The following is a 21,206-nucleotide window of genomic DNA, read 5'->3' on the forward strand; positions in this document are numbered from 1 at the left end:
ATATAGAACATGAAAAAACCAATTTCAATTGCAAAAGTATCTCAATTAAAAAACAAAGAGCCTGAGCATGCACTCGTAAACGGACTTGATTTAGTAATTGTAAAATTTGATGATGATATTTCGGTATTATACGGTCGTTGTCTTCATAGAGGCGCCTTAATGTCAGACGGTCATGTAGATGGACATAATCTTATTTGTGGGGTTCATGGCTGGGATTACCGTGTAGATTCTGGCGTTTCGGAATATAACAATAAAGAGGTTTTACATAAATTTTCTACAAAAATTGATGGAGATGATTTACTTGTAGATGAGTTTGAAATAGATGCATACTTAGTAAATCACCCACAGCCTTTTAATCGTGATCAATACCTAGGAGCCTATGCAGATACGCATCCTGAAGAGACAGAACCTTATACCACTTATATTAAAGAACTTGCTCAAAATGGATTGAAAAATATTGGGCATCACGGATTTTCTGCATCCATGGGAGTAGATAGAAATACACTTCCTAAATGGAATGATATTCAGTTTTTACCAGCACAATTGGCATCACGTCCTTTACTAGATGAAGATGATGTAGCGACCAAAGTAGTGATCGGTAAAACAGCAAAAAAACCACTTCATTTAGACATTCCATTGTTTGTAAGTGATATGAGTTTTGGAGCGCTATCTCGTGAAGCAAAAATTGCTTTATCTAAAGGAGCCGAGTTAGCAGGAACAGGAATCTGTTCTGGAGAAGGAGGAATGCTTCCTGAAGAGCAAGCCAATAATTCTAAATATTTTTATGAACTCGCTTCCGCGAAATTTGGGTTTACGTGGGACAAGCTTGATAACGTTCAAGCCTTTCATTTTAAAGGTGGCCAAGGAGCCAAAACAGGGACAGGAGGTCATCTTCCTGGCGCCAAAGTAAGTAAAGAAATTGCAGAAGTACGTGGTCTTAATGAAGGCGAAACAGCTATTTCTCCAGCAACCTTTCCAGATTTTCATGGGGTAGAAGATTTTAAAGCCTTTGCCGCCCAAGTAAGAGAACGTACTGGCGGAATCCCCATTGGATTTAAACTCGCTGCTAGTCATATAGAAAAAGACATTCAGTTTGCACTAGATGTAGGTGTAGACTATATCATACTTGATGGTCGCGGTGGCGGTACAGGGTCTGCTCCTACTATCTTAAGAGATCATATCAATGTTCCAACAATTCCTGCTCTGGCAAGAGCTAGAAAATATTTAGATAAAGTAGGTGCGACAGATGTGACACTTATCATTACAGGAGGATTGCGTGTTGCAGAAGATTTCGCGAAAGCGTTAATGTTAGGAGCCGATGCTATTGCCGTATCCAACTCGGCATTGCAAGCCATAGGATGCCTAGGAATGCGTGCCTGTGGTAGTAATAACTGCCCTGTAGGAATTGCTACCCAAAAAGAATCTTTACGTAGTCGTTTAATTATTGATAGCTCTGCTAAGCAATTACATAACTATTTTGATGCTACAAACAACTTGATTAAAGTAGTAGCAAGAGCATGTGGATATGATGATATCAGTAAGTTTAATCATGATGATCTATCCACATTTAACAGAGATATGCACAAACTAACAGGAATTAACTATGCCGGAATTTAAATCAATGAAAGATCAATTACACCTAGCATCTCAATATTTGGCTGCTGCAAACATGAGCTTTCTAGAAAAGAAAGCAGATGATAGTCATACCAATGTAGGCTTTGATGCAGATACCATGAAAATGGAAACCTATGATTTGTCTCCTTCTGGAGACAGGTTAGCATTAAACTATAGACGTTTTTCTTTAGAATGGACATCTCAAAATAATACCGATTCACTTTCCCTTGACGGGAAAACACATAATGAGATATTACAATGGCTACAAGAATGTTCTCAAAAACATCTTGGAAAGGAATATGTATATGAGTTTCATTATGAATTACCATATACAATTAATGATGCCTATCAATATAAATTAACTGATGCTGCTGCATTAGAGCATCTATGTAACCTAAGGATTCTTGCAACCTATACTCTAGAAAGTATTGTAGAAGCACATCATCTGGATTCGCCTATACGTATATGGCCTCACCATTTTGACACGGGAGCCTATGCACCATTAAATGACACTGGTATTTCTATTGGAATAGGAATGGCAATTCCTGATACACTTTCTGACGAACATTATTTTTATATCAGCGGCTATAAAGATGGCAAAGCAATATTTCCTTCTTCTTCTAGTGATTTGAGTTTAGGAAAATGGGTAGATCAAGGTTTTACCGGAGCTATTCTCCCTGCTACAAACCTAGTAGAATCTGAAACTGTCAAGTTCTTTCAAGAAACTATACATCAGTTTAAAAAGTAGTACTGTGTCGCTTTATAGATTGCTTAACAGCATAATAAAACAAAAATCATATGGACAACTGGTATATCCCTATCACAATTATTCCAGGTATAGGATTATTAATTCTATCTACCTCAAATTTAATGGTCACATTATCTACAGAGATCAATACACTTATCCATAATACTGATGAAAATGATGTGATTATCAATAAGAAACTAATTCAATTAAAATTATTGAATAGAGCTATGGTGCTCTTTTACATTGCTATTTCCTGTCTTGTAACCGCAGCACTCATTGGAGGTATTAGCTTAAAATTAGATATAGAAACAGCACTTGCATTATATGTAATTATTCTAGGAATTATAATGCTACTCCTAGGGCTTTTTTGGCTCATTAAATACTCATATAGAGCCGTAAGTATCCGACAAGATCAATTCAAAATAAAATTCAACAAAAAATAAAACGCATGGCAACAACTAAAAAATGGTATAAAGTTCTCGAAAACAAAAAGGTATTACCAGAAGGGCGTGTTCAAACGGTAACAGCTGGTCATCAAGGTATTTGTTTGACGCATTATGACGGGAAGTTTTCTGCATTGGATAACAAATGTCCACATCAAGGAGGGCCGCTTGGAGAAGGGTCTATTGAAAATGGAATGTTACGCTGTCCTTGGCATGGTTGGGATTTTCACCCATGCACAGGATTACCTCCTGGAGGCTATGATGATGGGGTAAAAACATTTGAAGTTAAAGAAGAAGGTGATGCCATTCTTGTTGCTGTTGAAGAAGAAGATGCACATAAAGAGACCATCTCTGATGTCATGATAGAAACCATGGTAAATTGGGGTGTAGATACTGGTTTTGGAATGGTAGGCCATTCTAATCTTGCCGTCGCCGATGCCATGAGACGACAAGAAGAAAAAGGGAGATTCCAATTTTATGGTATACGCCATGAAGGAGCTGCCGCTTTTGCGGCCTCTGCTTATGGAAAATTAATGGGCAAACCTGCTGTTTGTTTTGGAATTGCAGGGCCTGGATCTACCAATATGTTTACAGGAATGTGGGATGCAAAAGTAGACCGCGCTCCCCTATTAGCACTGTCTGGACAAGTAAATACACAAGTATTAGGTACTGGAGCATTTCAGGAAGTAGATCTTGTAGGTGCATTTCAAACGGTAGCACATTTTAACCATAGCGTACAGCAAAATTCTAAACATAGTGAGTTAATGAGCCTTGCTATAAAAAGTGCGTTGCTCAACAGAGATGTATCACATATCACCTTCCCAGATGAAGTGGCATTTATGCCAAAAACAGAAGGTGAAGAAGCTCAAACTCCTGAGAATAGAATCACTCCTATGAATATTTCGCCGCCAAGGCAAATGGTAGCAAAGGCAGTAGATATGCTAGCTGCTTCAGAAAAGCCTGCTATTATTGTAGGTCATGGAGCACGTTTTCATATGGAAGCTATTACCGCTTTCGCGAAAGCGTTACAGTGTCCTGTCATTACTACATTTAAAGGAAAAGGTCTTATTGCCGACTCACATGAATTAGGATGTGGAGTTCTAGGAAGAAGCGGTACTCCTATTGCCTCTTGGTTTATGAATGAAAGTGATTTATTAATAGTATTTGGCGCTTCGTTCTCAAATCACACAGGAATCACTCCTAAAAAACCAATTATTCAGGTAGATTACGATCCAACAGCCTTGAGTAAATTTCATAAAGTAGATGCGGCTCTTTGGGGAGAAATATCTGAAACACTTACCATTATTGAAGAAGAAACTAAAGGAAAATTAAATACCATAGACAGACGCCCTGAAATTGCTGAGCGTTGGGCCATTTGGAAAGAAGAAAAACAAAGTAGACTGGAAGACGAAAGTGCTATCGGATTAAGCTCTATAGCTGTATTTGAAGCCATGAATCAAGTAGTTCCAGACAATGCAGTTATTGCAGTAGATGTAGGAAATAACACCTATTCTTTTGGACGCTACTTTGAGCCAAAAAACCAATCGGTCTTGATGTCTGGGTATTTAGGATCTATTGGATTCTCTTTACCCGCAGCTATGGGCGCTTGGGCAGCACAAGGGAAAGAAAGACCTATTTGGTCTGTATCTGGAGATGGAGGATTTGGACAATATCTAGGAGAAATGATGACCCTTGTTAAGTATAACATGAACATCAAACATGTGTTACTTAATAATTCAGAAATTGGAAAAATTTCTAAAGAACAAAAAGCAGCAGAATTAGATGTTTGGAAAACTTCTTTGCATAATGCCAACTTTTCAAAATTTGCAGAAAACTGTGGCGCTCTAGGAATTAGGGTCACCAAAAGAGAAGAACTCATCCCTGCTTTAGAAAAACTAAGAGCGCATAATGGACCCGCTTTATTAGAAATCATAACAGATGCAACTTTAATATAAACATATGGATATCATAGTTCAGATTATTCCAACCATCATTCTGATCTATCTAGCCATAGGCCTCGTATTTGGAATTTATTTTTTTATACGAGGTGCTGCTCAGCTAGATGAACTTATCAAGGACAGTAAATGGACCGTTAGGCTCCTTCTTGTTCCTGGCGCGATAGGTCTTTGGCCTCTTCTTCTATCAAGACTACTAAAACCCTCAAAAACGAATCTATGACTTCTGGATTACGAAAAGCCCATAAGATGATATGGATGGCGTTAGGTCTATTAGGAACTGTTCTTATTGTTGCATCTATTAACAGTGTAAAAGAACCATTAGGTATTGATAGTGATTCCGCTATTTCTAAAATACAAAAAGGAACATTTTCTATTGAAGATGATGCACAGTTATCTGTAAGTATCGAAGAACTGGCAACTGTCAATAAACTACAAATTGTTGTAAAAAAGCCATTAAAAAGCGCTGCTACAAGTGTATATGTAATCAATAAAAATCAAGAAAGAAGTATTCTTTTAGGAAGTATAGATAAAAAAGGACTGTATACGTTTGACATTGAAAAGACGGTAAAAAGAGTTCAATTATACGATGGAATAAAGAAACGTATCATCCGTAATATCGATCTATCATGGGAGTAAATTATCAACCTGTGCTTTGGAATAAGCATAAGAAAACATACGACAAATGGATTGCAATTGGGATGTTTCTATACCTCATCAGTTTTATAGGAATTACCATTATCACCAATGAAGAAACAAGTCCAGAAACACTTATTATTAGAGCTTTTGGAACGCTAGCTATTGTCTTATTACATATTATCTTAAGTATTGGCCCATTAACTAGATTAAATCCTAGATTATTACCCATACTTTATAATAGAAGGCATTTGGGAGTGAGCATGTTTATAGCTGCACTTATTCATGGTGGATTCTCCTTATTCCAATTTCACGCTCTAGGAAATGTAAACCCTATATATGCCTTATTTACTTCAAATATGGAATATACCTCTTTGGCTAATTTTCCTTTTCAAGTATTAGGCTTTTTTGCATTGGTTATTTTATTTCTAATGGCTGCTACTAGTCATGATTTTTGGCTTAAAAACCTATCTCCAAAAACATGGAAACGACTACATATGCTCGTATATGTAGCGTATATACTTGTTATTCTTCATGTATTCTTAGGAGCCTTTCAACAACAACCTTCTATCGTTGTGATTGCCTTTTTAGGAGTAGGGTTCTTAACGATCACCACTTTACACATCACAACTGCTTTTAAAGAATCTAAAACAGATAGTATCCAAACTACAGAAAAAGAAGAAGGCTGGGAATATGTATGCGAAATTGATAAAATCTCTGAAGACAGAGCAAAAATTTTTGTAGTAGGAAATGAGCGTGTTGCTATTTTCAAATATGACAACAAGCTCTCAGCTATTTCAAATGTATGTAAACATCAAGGAGGTCCTTTAGGTGAAGGTAAAATTGTAGATGGTTGTATTACGTGCCCTTGGCATGGACACCAATACTTACCTCATAATGGACAATCGCCACCACCATTTACAGAAAAAGTAGCTACCTACCGTATTAAAAATAAAAATAATCGCATCTATATACTTCCTGAAGCTATGGCAGAAGGAACCGAAATAGAACCCGTTACATTTTAATCAAAAAGTTATGAAAGAAGAAGACGATTTTTACATTGGGTATCTAGATACGGTATCTCCCAAAACAAAAAAAGGAATCAAATCATTTGTACTCTTTGGAATACTATTATTAGTAGGTGGTGCTCTCCTATTTGCCCTTACTCAAAACACGTTCAAAAACAGCACATTTGAGCTAACAACAAATACAAAAATAACAGGGGTTTATCATGAGATGCCATATCCCATGTTACGTGTTCAAACTGACAAAAATGTATACAAAAACATCCTATTATTAGGCTTTGGAAAATCAAGCGCCAATCCATTTTTACAAAAAATAAGAAATGAAGCAGGTCCATTATCAGGGAGTGTATTACGTATAGAAGGAAACCTCATCTACTACAATGGGAAGACACTTATTCAAATTACAAGTGATGAAAAAATCTCACTGATTGAGGAAGCAAATCCAAGCAGACTTCCAAAAACAGAACCCTTAGTTTCAGGAATGGAATTAAAGGGAGAGATTATTGATCCTAAATGCTACTTTGGCGTAATGAAACCCGGTAAAGGTAAAATTCATAGAAGTTGTGCTACCTTATGTATTTCAGGAGGAATTCCACCTGTATTGGCAACTACAGACAAAAACAATATTGCTGAATATTACTTACTCACAGATACGGAAGGTAATCCTATAAATGAGCAAATATTACCTTACATAGGCAAGCCATCTATACTCACAGGAAATGTAGTTAAGATACAAGATTGGTATCAATTGCGTATTAAAACAGAAGATATACAAGATCTCGATTTACCTTCAAAAATATATTAATGCTTGGTACGCTTTCGCGAAAGCGTACTACGGCACAAAAACAGCAACGCCATGTTCGAATCATTTAGTATCATCTTTACCATTGCCGTTTTATTTAATTATATCAACAGTAAATGGATAAAGCTTCCCTCTACTATAGGGTTATTACTATTGAGTTTAGGTTTAGTAATTATTATCACTATAAGTGAATCTATTGCGCCTGCTTTTTATAAGTTTTTCTGTGATATTATTGTCAATGCAGATTTCAAAACACTACTGCTAGATGGGATTTTAAGTTTTATGTTATTTGCTGGGGCTTTACATGTTGATTTTGGCGCACTTGCTGAGCAAAAAAAATCAGTACTCTTATTTGCAACTATTGGTGTCCTTATCTCTACGTTTATTGTTGGAGGTCTTGTTTTTGGAGTTGCTATGTTAATAGGATTAGAGCTTCCATTTATTCATGCATTATTATTTGGAGCTTTAATATCTCCTACAGATCCTATTGCAGTGATGGCTATCTTAAAAAAGGCAAATATTGCAGAAAGCTTAGGGATCAAAATAGAAGGCGAATCATTATTTAATGATGGTATTGGAGTGGTTGTATTTTCTGGAATTTTATTAATTGCTACAGCAACAGGCGAGCATAGTCAAACTGAAATTGGAGCAGAGATAGGCACTTTATTTCTAGAAGAAGCTGTAGGCGGTCTTTTATTTGGACTACTCATCGGCTTTTTAGGTTTACAGCTTATAAAGAGCCTGAAAGATAATTCTAACCTCGCCGTTATGATTAGTCTTGCGGTGGTAATGGGAGGTTATACGATCGCTTCTATGATTCATGTCTCAGGACCATTAGCGATGGTGGTAGCAGGATTATTTATTGGAAATAAAGTACACATCAATGAAAATAAAAACAAACTACAGATGTCTCTTAATGAGTTTTGGGAAATTCTAGATGATGTCTTTAACGGGATTTTGTTTGTTTTGATAGGACTAGCTATTCATTTGTTAGCATTTAATATAGATTATTTAATCCTTGGTATTATTACAATTATTATCGTATTATTATCGAGATTTATTTCTGTATTTGTCCCGTATTCTTTATTAAAACACGAAGAAGAAAAACCGATAAAGACAATAGCTATTTTAACATGGGGTGGTTTACGAGGTGGCATTTCAATTGCACTTGCATTAAGCCTTCATGAGTCTTTATCTAGTGAATTAATTGTATACATCACCTATGTAGTTGTTTTATTCTCTATTATTGGTCAAGGATTGAGTATTGGTACACTTGCAAAAAAATTATATAGTTAGATGCATATGCTAAAAAAAATAAGAATAATAACATGCTTACTCCTTATAATTACAGGTGTCTCACAAGCTCAAATTTCAGAATTAGCACGTTTAGAATACGTAGGGCTACCTGAAAGAGCAGAAAATACCGGCACCTCTTTCAATAGGTTTAGAGGAGCTGCAAATTACCCTATAAAACTTAAAGAGGATACCTATTTTGTTATTGGAGCTGATTATAGTTATATAGATTTTAATGTAGATCAAGATCTTGTTGGATTTAATTCGGACAGATTAGATAGGTTTCAATTATTAAACATTAACTTAGGATATACAACCAAAATTAATAAGGATTGGCGTATTGCAGTTCAGATACAACCTGGTTTTAGCACCAATGCAACCGTAAAAGAGCTATCATTGAGAGATAATGGACTTATCTCTGGAGGTCTATTTTTTTTAAATGATAAGAAAAAAGAAAAAATACCTCACCAACTCATTTTAGGAATTTCAGTTTCTGGTACTGGAGGTTTTCCAGTGTTACCATTTATAAGTTACTATCGTAAGTTTCATCCAAAATGGTCTTATAAGGTAGGGGTTCCAAAAATGAATATTCAATACCATATATCTACAAAAAATAGATTAAAATTTGTAGTGAGACTTGATGGTTTTAGAACTAATTTACAAAGAGATGTTTTTGTAGAGGGAGAAAGTGGACCACAAAAAGTAGATTTTTTAAGACAACGATTAGTTTTAGGAGGACTTCGTTATGAATATAAGTTTACAAAAAATCTAGAATATTATATGAATGTGAGTTATGTAATTGATAATTCTTTAGAGTTTAGAGATCGTAGTAGAAATACCCTCTTAGAATTACCTGAAGACAATATTTTTTATTTAAAAACGGGTATCCGATTTAAGCTATAGTCTCATGAAAGCATCAAAAAAAGAAATTGAAAAAGAAAAAGACAAAATCTTAATGTCAGATCTAAATATCAATAAAGACGAACTAAAATCTCTTAAGAAGAAACTCTCTAAAATTGAACCTCGACCTGAAAAAGGGGTCGAAACATTATTTAGATTACTATCAAAAAATCAATATACATTGAATGCTATGATTGATCGGAAATCAAACATTTTGATCTCTATCAATGCGCTTATTTTATCTATTGTTTTAGGAACTGTATTAGACCAATTAGATAAAGATCCACATTTGATTTATCCAGCTATCTTAATTTTGATGACCAATCTTATATCGATAGGATATGCTGTCATTGCAACACGACCAGAAAAAAAACACGGAAGTAGAAGCACAAATAATCTTATGTTTTATGGTAACTTCCATGATATGGAAGAAGAAGCATATGTCAATCAGATTTCGGATTTAATGAATCAAGGTGACGAGCTCTATAAGACGATTGCCAAAGACACGTATTACTTAGGAAAAACCATCAATAGAAAATTTAAACTCTTACGATCTTCTTTTACGATCTTCCTAATAGGAATTATTCTTTCTGTAATTGCCTTTCTATTATGTCATTTACTTTTTGGAGGCTATTTTGGATAAGAACTGTTGTATAGAATAGTTGACAAGCGGAATCTTTTTCCGTAGCTTTAATCCCAATGAGCACATTTCCAATTTCTAAAAAAATAGGGTTTTTATCGGGGCCTATATTGTGTATTCTAATTTTAGTAATACCCTTTGATATTATAGACCCCGCGATAGATCGGGTCATAGCTATTGCCGCTTGGATGATTGTATGGTGGATCACTGAGGCTGTTTCTATTTCTGTAACGGCGCTAATCCCTCTTGCTTTATTTCCCTTATTAGGAATAGGTGATATTAAAAGTGTTGCGAGCAACTATGCAAATCCTATTGTGTATTTATTTTTTGGAGGTTTTGTGATTGCTCTCGCCTTAGAAAAAGTACAATTACATAAACGCATTGCGCTTTCTATTCTTAAGATTACTGGCACCAAGGCCAATGGAATTGTCTTAGGGTTTATGATTGCCACAGCCCTAATGAGCATGTGGATTTCTAATACTGCCAGTACGGTGGTCATGCTTCCTATTGCAGTTTCTGTGATTCAATTACTGATGAATGATGCTGATGGCTTTACCAAAAACGATAAGAATTTTGCACTTTCTATTATGTTAGGAATAGCTTTTGCTGCAAATATTGGAGGAATGTCTACCTTAATTGGGACACCTCCCAACTCGGTGATGCTTGCTTTTTTAAATGATAGTTACAATATTGATATAGGCTTTTTTCAATGGATGAAAATGGGTGTTCCTTTTGCTATTTTGATGTTAGCCATTACCTATTTCTGTATCACGCGTATTTTCTTTCCTAACCGACTTGGGAATATAGGTGGTTCAGGTGCTATTATTCAAAACGAACTCAAAAAATTAGGCCCTATGAGCCGTGGAGAAAAGATTGTATTAATCATTTTCTTATGTACTGCCATTGCATGGATGCTCCGTAGTTATCTCAACACCTTATTACCCAATATCACACTTACCGACACCACCATAAGCGTGATTGCTGCACTTGCTATGTTTATTGTACCTCTAGATATTACAAAAGGAACATTTCCTTTAGATTGGAAGGACACTTCTCGTTTGCCTTGGGGAATTCTAATTTTATTTGGTGGTGGTCTTGCCCTAGCATCTGGTCTAAAAGATGCTGGATTTATTGCGATGATAGGTGATTATATTTCTGGTCAAACCGACTGGAGTATGTGGGTCGTTACTGCTGTACTGATCTTTTTAATGTTATTTATGACAGAATTGATGAGTAATGTTGCCTTGGTTACCATTCTCATTCCTCTGGTTGTTGGAATTGCTCTTGGTATGGATGTCCCTATTTTACAAATGGTCATTCCTGTAACCCTAGCCTCAAGTTGTGCCTTTATGCTTCCTATGGCAACACCTCCTAATGCCATTGTTTTTGCTAGTGGTCATGTACGAGTAAGTCAAATGGCACGTATAGGAATTGTACTCAATTTAATTTCTGTAGGATTACTTTTTGCGATTGCCTATTGGATCGTACCGTTGTTGTTTTAAAAATAAGAAAATGATTAGACAGGTACTCTTAGCATTTATTCCCATTAGATATTGGATTGCATTAATTTTTGCTATCATATTAATAAGTGTAGGAGGAGAATATATTCATCTTGCAAAAATCATAGGAAATGTTTTACTAATAATCATTAGTGTAAAGTTTGCTATTCTTTTACATGAAATAGGACATTTACTTTTCGCCAAACTCGTTGGAGGTACACCTAGAAGAATGGTCCTTGGTAAAAAACATAAAATAGTCCAGACTACAATCGCAGGAATCAAAATAGTGTTACACTCAGACTTTAATTCTGGACTTGCCTATACTGCTTTTGACAACCTTAAGCATATTCGTTTAAAATTACTGCTCTTTTATTCAGGAGGATTCATAGTAAATTTTATTATAGCTGGTTGTCTCTATTTCTTATTTGGTTTTCATATTGATCTATCAAGCGCTATCTATCCTATATCTGCATTTGGAATTGCTAATCTTTTTGTAGGAGTTATAGCACTTATCCCATACAGATCTACATACAATGGATTAAAAATAACTTCAGATGGTCTTTCAATACTAAAAATTCCATCTTATAAAAAAGAAGACTTACTCAATCTTATTTATATTAATGAACTTTTAGATGCATATGACTGCATGGAAGAAAAAGAATATAAAAAAGCGATCACTCTTTATGAAAATTATAAACATAAAGTAGATGATATAGATCTCATAAATATTAATCTAAGTATCGCATATCTCAAGTTAGGTGATTTTGAAAAGTCAACATCCCTTATGGAAACATTTCTTCCTATAGATGAGAATGCATCTAGTCATTATAAAAGCTATATTTATAATGGTCTTGCTTGGAATTACCTGCTTCTTAGTAAAATAGAAGAAGCTGACACATATTCAGATATCGCACATAAATCTAATTACCAAGAAAAAAATATAAAAGCAACTAGAGGATCTGTACTTATAGAAAAAGGTAATTTTAAAAAAGGAAAAGAGTTTCTTATAGAAGAAGTAGATTTTAAATACCCTAATAATCATACACTTTCTGCAGCCATGTATTTAGAAGTTGCATTTTTAAAACTAGGGGAATATAAGAAATCAAAAAAATACAGTGCGTTTGTAAAAAAGAATATACACCTATTAGATATTGATGAAAAAATGCTTTATGATCGATTACAAGAAAAGATTACATCTTAAGTATTTTCTTGTGTGTTGTTACTTCTCCATAACGCATTTGCAGCATATACATCCCTTTAGTAAGTGAGGCAATATCTAATATCATATTTGCATCAGTAATTAGAATGGTTTGCACAACCCTACCCGACATATCTATGATTTGTAAAGCGCCATTTACGTAGTTGTTCATACCTGAAATGTGTAGTATTGAAGTACTTGGGTTAGGAAACACAGCAACTTTTTCTTGATGTATCTCTTCAAGTCCAAGTTGAGGATCTCCTTCTATGACAGTAAGTGTCGTATTAATTTGCGGATTTGTAACCACATCTTCAATCCCACTCGGCCAATAGATTGTTATAAAATCTATTGCTGTATCATCCCCTATTCCAAAAAACTCATATGATGAATTTTGACTTAAATATCCTTCCCCACAAAGCACGTAATTATATTGCTTTTCATCATTATAAGATAGTTCAATAAGAGCTCCTATCCCCTGTCGATTACTTTCTGTACCCTCCAATTTAACCTTAATCCAATTATGATCATTTTCAGATTCGTTTTTCCATAAAAAAACATCTTCTGGCAAACAATTCAACACAGCAATATCATACTTCCCATCATTATCTACATCACCAATCGCATTTCCATAACTAATCGCAATATCATCATCAAAACCAGCATTGTTTGGTATGGTATATAATCCATCTCCATTATTTTGATAGAACGCAGCGCTTAATTGTACTGAGTCTACATTGGTAACACTCGCGCTTACATATAAATCTAGATCTTTATCATGATCTGCATCTAAGAACACAGAACTCCACGCTACAGATTCAAATAAAGTTCCATTATTAGGAGCAACATCTGTAAAAGTTCCGTCACCATTATTTTTCAAAAAGGCATTTCCTGTTTGTGTATTGGCGATATAAATATCTAACCAGCCATCGTTATTATAATCTCCAATTGTGGTAGACATCGCATCTATAGCAACATTGGCGTTGGCAGCTTCTGCAACATTAGTAAACGTACCGTCCTGATTGTTATGATACAATATATTTTCATTCTGAATTTTATCGTTAGAGATATAAATATCTTGCCAACCGTCTTTATCATAATCTATCCATGCACTACAAAACGACAGGCTGTTTTCTTGGATAAGTTGCGCCTCTACAGAAACATCTGTAAAAGTATTATCTCCGTTATTTTTATAGAGCTTGTTAAACTGCGTATCAGTATCAAAAAATCGCGATACCAAAAACAGATCTAAAAAACCATCTTTGTTATAATCTCCCCATGATGCTCCAAAAGATTGGTGCCCTGGATTAGATAACCCTGCAGCGACTGTAATATTTACAAAGGTAAGATCCCCTTGATTTTCATAGAGTCTACTATCTCCAGTAACTTGATTACTACTTGCAAAAAAATCATAATCCCCATCATTATCAATATCTACCCATTGTACTGATTTGGTTTCAAAAAGGTCATCATTAATACCTGGTATATTCAAAAGCTCAAAGGTTCCGTTATTATTTTTATAAAAGCGTATGGGTAATCCTTCATTAGAAGATACTGTCAAATCATCCCAACCATCATCGTCAAAATCAAAAAAAGAAATCCCACCTCCGAAATTCTCATTTCCATCTTCACCCCAAGAACTACCTGTAAGACCCAATGTCTGACTCTGCTCATTAAAAAAAACTTGTGCACTGGTAATTGAAAATGAAAAAATAAATAACAGACAGGATATATGAATTCTATTTTTCACGAGACCTATGATTGATTACTCTATAAATATAATCATTGTTTTGTAATAACAGATTTCTACAATTGTTACTTCATCTAGTCTTGTTATTCTTTTACAACTGTAATCAAAAAACCTCCTTCAAAATCCTGAAGTTCTTTAGATTCACCATTATAAATCACCTCATTTACTGTAATAACTAATTGAATACATGGATCACTAATCTCTTCTTTTGAAATATTTAGTATCAACGTATCTGTCTCCGTATCGGAAAGATTGATGTCAAAAGTATTATCGCCCTCTTCTCCAAAAACATTTAAAACGATTACGTTTTCAACTCCTTGAACTCCAGTAAACACAACACCTGTAAATATATTTCCATTAAAACCTATTGTAATATCATCTGGATTATAAATACCATTTTCAATAAGATTTTCACCTTCTGTATTTACTAATTCTATAAATAAGATGCTTTCTATGACTAGTGTAGGATTACATATTGTTTCTGAATCATCACTATTGCAAGAGAATAACAATATAGACACTATTATAAAAAGAGAGAACCGTTTCATAAAAAGTTAATTTTCAAGACTACTTTTTCAGGTTTTGGTTGCGTAAAAAGCGACCATAACACTAAATACAACATCAAATTATGTACGCTGTATATGCAGTTATTTTTACTTTCTGTATATATATAGTTCTTCACAACTATAATGGATATTCTCATAGAGATGATCTATCGAGAAGGTGTTGTCATCATCTGAAGGACAATAAAACACAAACAGAGAAATAAATATATAGGTATATATATGATATATTTCATAAGGTGGGTTTATTATGTAGATACAGAGATGCTATTTTGGTTGCGTGTAAAATATCTTTTTTTATCATTTTAAATATCAACCCTTGATTTTATGATTCTTTTCTGAATTCGCTTTCGCGAAAGCGTATGTATGTGTATCTTCATTTTTAAAATAAAATACACTATGTTACGATTTGTAGTTCTCTTTATATCACTGATTTCTATCACTCTGCAAGCACAAACAAAAACAATCTATATCACAGGGAATGTTGTCAATCCAACTAGTGAAACGGTAACACTAAATAATCTTGATGATCGCCCCATTTCTAAGGCTACTATTGAGAAAGGCACCTTTAAAATCAAAGCTAAAATCACAAGAGGTTTTTACCTCTTAAGACATGGTAGTGAGGTAACAGATATCTACCTAGATACCAATGATAAACTTGCCGTGAGTTTTGATGGAGAGCAATATCAAACGTCTATACAATTTACAGGAACAGGCGCCAAAAGAAATAATTACCTCGCCAATAAGAACAGACTTGACGATACGGCTCGTAAAGACATTGCTGCTTTTTATGACGGTACCCCAGAAGCGTTTTTCAAAAGACAAAATGCATTACAAACCCAAATTAAATCTTTACAAAAAGAAGAAACGCTAGAACCCTTTTTCTTAGAAGATGAAACCACTGCTTTACATTACGAACAATTATATGCGGTCTATAATTACCCTAGAATGCAAGAGTTTTACTTTGGCAAAAAAGTAACGCTAGATGCTTCTTATTACACTGATTTAGCCAACGTAGATTATGATAATGAAACCCTGTTTAACACTCAACCTTATTATCGCTATTTAGTCTCTTCAAAATGGAAGAATGATATTCAAAAAGCAGAGGATCAAGCAGCCATGCAAGCCATTTTTAATGAAGTACAAACCATCCCTATTAAAATAGAATTGCTACAGGGTTTTTACTATAGCATGTCTACCTATCCCAAAAAGGCTAAGGATTATTTTGCAATGATTCGATCTAATACCACCAGTGAAGGATTTATAAATGCTGCCAAAGAAAAACTCATTGCCATTAATAAAACGGCAAAAGGAAAACCCGCTCCGAGTTTTAGTTATGAAGGTATAGACGGTAAAACATATTCCCTATCCGATTTTAAAGGTGATTATGTATTTATAGATGTTTGGGCGACTTGGTGTGCGCCTTGTATACAACAAATACCCGCCATTAAAGAACTGGAAGAAACTTTTAAAGACAAGAATATTACGTTTGTAAGTATTTCTGTAGATCGAGAAAATGCCTATAACAAATGGAAAGACGTTGTCAAGAAAAAAGAATTGGGCGGCGTACAGTTATACGCAGACAACTCCTTTGAATCTGACTTTATTGAAGCTTTTGCTATCACCTCTATCCCACGATTTATCATTATTGACCCCGATGGAAATATTGTAAATGCCAACGCTAAAAAACCTTCTACTGTACAATGCGAAGAAGAATTGGCTTCGTTTTTTGAGTAGAGGAAGCCTCCTAACCCATTTCCCTTATTCCCGTTTCTCCCAGAGAGAGAAAGGCTATCATAGCTTTCGCGAAAGCGAACTTGTAAGACCGGTAGGCAGGTTCACAACCGTAGAGAGCAAGAAGCGTTAAATCACATACATCATTATTCCATTTCTTCTATAGGCACACTCGCTTCTGAATCAGAAATCAGAATCGCATAGTCTAAAAAAGCTGTTGTTGATTTTCCAGCAACCAGGTTCCCATTAGATGGTTCTGATTTCATAATGACCTCAATCAAATCAGGTTCATTATTACTATATGGTGTCCCTATATCGTTGAGTTGAAATAAGGTCATATCAGAAATCTTTGCATCCTTCAAATGTTGGATCCCTCTAAAATATTCATCTTCATAATCACCTATCCCAAATCCAGCTTCTTTAGTGTATCCTGTATAGTTTCCTTTTTCATCATATAGCTGATCCCACAGCACTTCACTTTGGGTTAAATAGCCTATCACCGCAATAACTTCTTCTCTTTTATATATATTTTTCTCTATCAACTGTGTAAAAAATGAAGCGTTTTTCCCTTCTCTTTCTTTTTCTAGATGTGCAAAACCGATACGCATATATTGAGGGTTTTCTTTAAAATCATATACCTCATTTAATGCTATGTAATTATTAAAAATAGTTGCTTCTCGTTTTCCTGTAAATACACCTAATGTAGTTCGGATATTGCTAAGGATATGATTAAAAACTTTGTGATCTTTAATAACCTTATGATAGACTTCTGGTTGTGCATCTACGTCAGTAACAAATGCTTTTACTGCTAGTTTACCAGGACTATCGTAATAGGATACAAAATCAGTATCAGGGTTTTCCATTACTTTTTTTAATGCTTTAACAGCAGGAAATGCATGCCCTTCTTCTTTCAATAAGGATAGGATATGTTTTACAGAATAACCATACGTCATAATAATATCAATGCCTATAACCGTAATTTGATTTTCTTTAGGTAGTGCATCATTCAATACTTTTAATTCCTTCCACATTTTATAGACTTCTATGGTACGTTCTTGCGGAACGGTCACACCTGAATGATAGACAAGATCTTTCAACAAGGTTTCATCACCTGTTTTAAGATAGGTATTGAAATAGTGTGCCGTGCTATAATCTGTTTCTGGGAAGTAATATTCTATCTTTCCTTCTTTGGTTAAAGCTTTCAGTAAGTTTAAAGAAACTTCTTCAGTTTTTACACTTCCATGGTAGGCACCAAAACCTATAATTTTAAAGTCTGTCTCTGGGAATGAAAATGAAGTATCTCGTACATCATAACGATGTGTTTTTAAATAAGCGGGTTTAGACTGTGCTTGTATTTGAAATGTGGTAACTGTAAAAAGGAAAATTAAAAATAGACGCATGTTGATTTGTTTTCACTAAAGAGTCTCTCTAATGAAAAGTGTTACAGTTTTTGAAAAATCGTATACGTTTTATGAGCCCTCATTCCCGTTTCTCCCAGAGGGAGAAAGGCTTTAATTTTAAAAAATAAAAAGCTCCTCCCCTCGGCGAGGGGAGGTGGATGTATCGAGGCACGAGAGACAGACGGAGGGGAGAAATCACATAATTTGCGCACTAGAAATAGAATACTATTGTAACGTTAGAGTGTTACTCTATTTGAAAATGATAGAGCCGGTCATTTCGATACAATTCGCTTCCAGCGAATCACTCAATGACCTAAGAATAGAAATACTACAGCAAGATGACTGAGTGATTTCGAAGTATGAGAAATTGTATCGAAGTCACTCTTCGGGGGTTAGGGGGATTTATCTTTCTCAAGATCATCTATCCATTGTAAAAATTGCTGCGCTTGAGGCACATCAGGATATTTTAGTAAGAGTTCTTTAGCTATATTTAAATTCTTATTATTTTTTTCAGATAAATATGCGCCAATTATTAAAATTTTACTGTATGTAACATCATAAGTCTCTGAAGATTCTTGAGCTAGATTTTTGAATACTATTACAGATTCTTCATATTTTTCTATAGCTAATCCAGATTCATCTATACTATCATATATATAAATCATATTGTGTAATATCATAGCAATACTATATCTATACTTTTGAGTGTTTTCAATAGATAACTTTCTATATATACCTAATGATTCTTTATAATACTCTAATGTCAAATAATTTTCATTTTTCTCTGAATATAAAACAGCTAGTTCAAACACAACATCAGCGATTTTAGGTAGATAAATTCTAAATCCTTGATTAACTAAACCTCTCAGTATATCTAATGCTTTCTCATATTTATCTATTGCAAGTTGCTGTTCATTATTTTTATATATGGTAGCTAAATCGCTTAATGAATATGCGACAAATCCTAAATATCTGCGAGGGTTTTTTTTAGCTAAACCTCTGTATATCTCTAAAATCTCTAAATATAAAATTAATGCTGAAGAATAATTATCATTATTAAAATATAGATCAGCTAATCTCTTCAATTGCCTAGCTAAATAGGGTAAATATCTATTTGGATTTTCTTCTACTAATTCTCTACGTATTTTCAATGCTTTTAAGCATTTTTTTAATCCTAAAGAATATTCATTTTTTTCTGCATATAAAAGCCCTATATTATTTAGTATAGAAGATTTAAGATCAGACAGATATATACTAGGGTTATCTTTAGTTAGTTTTTTATTAATTTTTAATGCTTTTTCATAACTCTTTAAAGCTAAGTAACGATTTTCTATCCTCCAATATACATTAGCTAAATTCGCTAACATTAAAATAGCACTTTCAGAGTTTTCAATGGATGAAGTCTTACATATTTGTAATCCCTCTTCGTATATTGTTATCGCTATAGAATAGTTATTCTTATTCACATAAAAGTTCGCTAAATTACTTAATGCTCCAATAACTTTATCTATATATAGATCGCTATTAACGCTTGAAAGGTCTTTATATATTTCTACAACTTTTTTATAGTTCTTTAATGCCAATACATCTTCTTTTCTTTGAGCATGTAAATTTGCAATACAATGTACTGTAATGGCAATTATAGGTAAATACTTACTTGGGAATTCCTCACTATATTTTTTATATAATTTAAGTGCTTTCTTAAATTCTATTATGGATTCATCATAAAAATGAAAATCTGTTAAAAAGTATGCAAATTTAAAATAGTTCTTAGCAGAGGGCTCTAATTCAATTAAATCACTGTAGAATTGTTTTGCTTCTTCATATGCAAATAGCGCAGTCGCAGAATCAATCAGTTCTTGTAATAACTGAACTCTTTTTTCTTTCTCTTTTTGAAGGTATGCATCGTAAATAGCTGTCAATGCATCTGGTTTTCTTTGTTCAATAGCCTTTTTGATTTGTTCTAAAACACCAGCTAAATACGTATCTCCTTGAGATTTTAATTCTTTAATTTCTTGGGTTAATTCATCAGTCCTCTCAAAAATCTTTTTTACAGCTAACAATAAAACTTCTTTCAACTCTGAATCAATCGCTCTTTCAGAATACCAATTTTGTAGTATAGCTTCTACCTTTTCTTTTCCCTCTTCAAAATCAATTTTATCTAACCAATCACCTACATCTCTGGCATCTATATTCCCTTTTTTTATCTCTTCTTGAATTTCAGAAGGCTGCTCTTTTATAGTAGAAAGCTCTAAAATAATCGCATCATGGCGTTGTTTGTCAATAATAGCTTTTAAATAATCATAGGCTTGTGTGTGTTCAGCTAACCGTTTTTCAAAATGCTTTAGAAAATCAAGAGTTTCTTTATTCACAATCTTTGTAGTCAGAATATCTCTTTCTTCAATATGTGATTGTAACAGTGATTTAAGTTCACGTTCTTTTTGCGTACGTACATCTTTATTTAGAGACCAATCTTTCAATGCAGTATTAAAAGCTAGCTTGATTTGTTTATCTATACCTTGTTTACGAAAGTTCTTCATAGCTGGATAGATTTCTAACGCAACACCCGCAGCTATACTAATGGCAAAAGAAGATAATGGTTCAATCATAGATGATCAGTGAAATTTATAAAGCATTAATATACAGCTATATTAGTCATTAGAAAAGGATTTTTGTCACGGGAAGTCGTATGGTTCCTACTAAACAGCTTTTCTCCCTATGAGAGAAACGGGAATGAGGGATTTGTGCTACAAATGAGCCGCTCCCCTCCGTCTGTATCTCGTACCTCGACACAGCCACCTCCCCTCTCCAAGAGGAGGAGCTTTTTGTTAGTAGGATATGACAACATCTAGATATTGAATCAAGAATTACAAAAATAGAGTATTGCTCTATTTTAGAATGTTACTCTATTTGAAAATGATAGAGCCGGTCATTTCGATACAATTTGCTTCTAGCAAATCACTCAATGATCTATGAGTAGAAATATCTTAGTAAGTTGATTGAGTGATT

The 21,206-nt window shown here is 34.2% G+C and carries 18 protein-coding genes; 14 read left to right on the forward strand and 4 right to left on the reverse strand.

The features are described 5' to 3' along the window. Positions 1–9: 9 nt before the first annotated feature. From Q1A01_RS00175 to Q1A01_RS00235, 13 genes are read left to right on the forward strand one after another with little or no spacing between them, the layout of a single operon-like run. On the forward strand, positions 10–1,617 hold the full coding sequence (locus tag Q1A01_RS00175; protein WP_299674196.1) for a glutamate synthase-related protein: 1,608 nt from the start codon (positions 10–12) through the stop codon (positions 1,615–1,617). A 4-nt stretch (positions 1,618–1,621) separates the two neighbouring features. Then, positions 1,622–2,362, forward strand: coding sequence for a hypothetical protein (locus Q1A01_RS00180; RefSeq protein WP_299674199.1), 741 nt, complete (start codon positions 1,622–1,624; stop codon positions 2,360–2,362). 50 nt (positions 2,363–2,412) lie between these two features. Further along, a complete protein-coding gene (locus Q1A01_RS00185) occupies positions 2,413–2,805 on the forward strand; it encodes a hypothetical protein (RefSeq protein WP_089370692.1) in 393 nt (130 codons plus the stop codon). A 5-nt stretch (positions 2,806–2,810) separates the two neighbouring features. Further along, the gene (locus Q1A01_RS00190; RefSeq protein WP_299674204.1) at positions 2,811–4,760 is read left to right on the forward strand and encodes a thiamine pyrophosphate-dependent enzyme; all 1,950 of its coding nucleotides are present in this window, start codon (positions 2,811–2,813) and stop codon (positions 4,758–4,760) included. A gap of 4 nt (positions 4,761–4,764) precedes the next feature. Further along, a complete protein-coding gene (locus Q1A01_RS00195; RefSeq protein ID WP_299674207.1) occupies positions 4,765–4,983 on the forward strand; it encodes a hypothetical protein in 219 nt (72 codons plus the stop codon). Next, positions 4,980–5,399, forward strand: a complete 420-nt coding sequence (locus Q1A01_RS00200) for a hypothetical protein (protein WP_299674210.1) — start codon at positions 4,980–4,982, stop codon at positions 5,397–5,399. The genes Q1A01_RS00195 and Q1A01_RS00200 overlap by 4 nt, the downstream gene beginning before the upstream one ends. Beyond that, positions 5,390–6,421: a Rieske 2Fe-2S domain-containing protein gene (locus tag Q1A01_RS00205; protein WP_299674212.1), complete on the forward strand. Its 1,032-nt coding sequence runs from the start codon at positions 5,390–5,392 to the stop codon at positions 6,419–6,421. The genes Q1A01_RS00200 and Q1A01_RS00205 overlap by 10 nt, the downstream gene beginning before the upstream one ends. A 10-nt stretch (positions 6,422–6,431) precedes the next feature. Continuing rightward, positions 6,432–7,226 carry a hypothetical protein gene (locus tag Q1A01_RS00210; RefSeq protein ID WP_299674215.1) on the forward strand — a complete coding sequence of 265 codons (795 nt, stop codon included), beginning with the start codon at positions 6,432–6,434 and terminating at the stop codon, positions 7,224–7,226. A 51-nt stretch (positions 7,227–7,277) separates the two neighbouring features. Continuing rightward, positions 7,278–8,519, forward strand: a complete 1,242-nt coding sequence (locus tag Q1A01_RS00215; protein WP_299674218.1) for a sodium:proton antiporter — start codon at positions 7,278–7,280, stop codon at positions 8,517–8,519. A 6-nt stretch (positions 8,520–8,525) separates the two neighbouring features. Further along, entirely contained in the window at positions 8,526–9,419 is an 894-nt protein-coding gene (locus tag Q1A01_RS00220) for a DUF6268 family outer membrane beta-barrel protein (RefSeq protein WP_299674221.1), read from the forward strand. Positions 9,420–9,423: 4 nt separating this feature from the next. Next, positions 9,424–10,059, forward strand: a complete 636-nt coding sequence (locus Q1A01_RS00225; protein ID WP_299674224.1) for a Pycsar system effector family protein — start codon at positions 9,424–9,426, stop codon at positions 10,057–10,059. A gap of 56 nt (positions 10,060–10,115) precedes the next feature. Beyond that, a complete protein-coding gene (locus tag Q1A01_RS00230) occupies positions 10,116–11,558 on the forward strand; it encodes a DASS family sodium-coupled anion symporter (protein WP_299674227.1) in 1,443 nt (480 codons plus the stop codon). 10 nt (positions 11,559–11,568) lie between these two features. Next, the gene (locus Q1A01_RS00235; protein WP_299674230.1) at positions 11,569–12,756 is read left to right on the forward strand and encodes a M50 family metallopeptidase; all 1,188 of its coding nucleotides are present in this window, start codon (positions 11,569–11,571) and stop codon (positions 12,754–12,756) included. Here the strand turns inward: Q1A01_RS00235 and Q1A01_RS00240 are convergent. Next, on the reverse strand, positions 12,746–14,500 hold the full coding sequence (locus tag Q1A01_RS00240; protein WP_299674233.1) for an FG-GAP-like repeat-containing protein: 1,755 nt from the start codon (positions 14,498–14,500) through the stop codon (positions 12,746–12,748). The two genes, Q1A01_RS00235 and Q1A01_RS00240, sit on opposite strands and share 11 nt — an antisense overlap. An 83-nt stretch (positions 14,501–14,583) precedes the next feature. Then, positions 14,584–15,048, reverse strand: coding sequence for a hypothetical protein (locus tag Q1A01_RS00245; protein ID WP_299674236.1), 465 nt, complete (start codon positions 15,046–15,048; stop codon positions 14,584–14,586). A gap of 414 nt (positions 15,049–15,462) precedes the next feature. On the opposite strand from Q1A01_RS00245, the gene Q1A01_RS00250 reads away from it, so the two are divergent. Further along, positions 15,463–16,800, forward strand: coding sequence for a TlpA disulfide reductase family protein (locus tag Q1A01_RS00250; protein ID WP_299674239.1), 1,338 nt, complete (start codon positions 15,463–15,465; stop codon positions 16,798–16,800). Positions 16,801–16,943: 143 nt separating this feature from the next. Here the strand turns inward: Q1A01_RS00250 and Q1A01_RS00255 are convergent, their stop codons facing one another. Together Q1A01_RS00255 and Q1A01_RS00260 are read right to left on the reverse strand one after the other, a co-directional pair. Then, entirely contained in the window at positions 16,944–18,197 is a 1,254-nt protein-coding gene (locus Q1A01_RS00255) for a hypothetical protein (RefSeq protein ID WP_299674242.1), read from the reverse strand. A 392-nt stretch (positions 18,198–18,589) separates the two neighbouring features. Next, positions 18,590–20,806 (reverse strand): tetratricopeptide repeat protein, encoded by a 2,217-nt coding sequence (locus Q1A01_RS00260; RefSeq protein WP_299674245.1) that lies wholly within the window; start codon positions 20,804–20,806, stop codon positions 18,590–18,592. Between the last annotated feature and the right edge of the window lie 400 nt (positions 20,807–21,206).

Source organism: uncultured Dokdonia sp. (genome assembly GCF_947492815.1).
In the GTDB taxonomy this organism is placed as follows: domain Bacteria; phylum Bacteroidota; class Bacteroidia; order Flavobacteriales; family Flavobacteriaceae; genus Dokdonia.

Coding starts and splice junctions, on each gene's coding strand:
- Q1A01_RS00175 (WP_299674196.1), top strand. CDS start 10: ATGAAAAAACCAATTTCAATTGCAAAAGTATCTCAATTAAAAAACAAA.
- Q1A01_RS00260 (WP_299674245.1), bottom strand. CDS start 20,806: ATGATTGAACCATTATCTTCTTTTGCCATTAGTATAGCTGCGGGTGTT.
- Q1A01_RS00215 (WP_299674218.1), top strand. CDS start 7,278: ATGTTCGAATCATTTAGTATCATCTTTACCATTGCCGTTTTATTTAAT.
- Q1A01_RS00250 (WP_299674239.1), top strand. CDS start 15,463: ATGTTACGATTTGTAGTTCTCTTTATATCACTGATTTCTATCACTCTG.
- Q1A01_RS00180 (WP_299674199.1), top strand. CDS start 1,622: ATGAAAGATCAATTACACCTAGCATCTCAATATTTGGCTGCTGCAAAC.
- Q1A01_RS00230 (WP_299674227.1), top strand. CDS start 10,116: ATGAGCACATTTCCAATTTCTAAAAAAATAGGGTTTTTATCGGGGCCT.
- Q1A01_RS00185 (WP_089370692.1), top strand. CDS start 2,413: ATGGACAACTGGTATATCCCTATCACAATTATTCCAGGTATAGGATTA.
- Q1A01_RS00245 (WP_299674236.1), bottom strand. CDS start 15,048: ATGAAACGGTTCTCTCTTTTTATAATAGTGTCTATATTGTTATTCTCT.
- Q1A01_RS00205 (WP_299674212.1), top strand. CDS start 5,390: ATGGGAGTAAATTATCAACCTGTGCTTTGGAATAAGCATAAGAAAACA.
- Q1A01_RS00255 (WP_299674242.1), bottom strand. CDS start 18,197: ATGCGTCTATTTTTAATTTTCCTTTTTACAGTTACCACATTTCAAATA.
- Q1A01_RS00220 (WP_299674221.1), top strand. CDS start 8,526: ATGCTAAAAAAAATAAGAATAATAACATGCTTACTCCTTATAATTACA.
- Q1A01_RS00195 (WP_299674207.1), top strand. CDS start 4,765: ATGGATATCATAGTTCAGATTATTCCAACCATCATTCTGATCTATCTA.
- Q1A01_RS00200 (WP_299674210.1), top strand. CDS start 4,980: ATGACTTCTGGATTACGAAAAGCCCATAAGATGATATGGATGGCGTTA.
- Q1A01_RS00225 (WP_299674224.1), top strand. CDS start 9,424: ATGAAAGCATCAAAAAAAGAAATTGAAAAAGAAAAAGACAAAATCTTA.
- Q1A01_RS00235 (WP_299674230.1), top strand. CDS start 11,569: ATGATTAGACAGGTACTCTTAGCATTTATTCCCATTAGATATTGGATT.
- Q1A01_RS00210 (WP_299674215.1), top strand. CDS start 6,432: ATGAAAGAAGAAGACGATTTTTACATTGGGTATCTAGATACGGTATCT.
- Q1A01_RS00190 (WP_299674204.1), top strand. CDS start 2,811: ATGGCAACAACTAAAAAATGGTATAAAGTTCTCGAAAACAAAAAGGTA.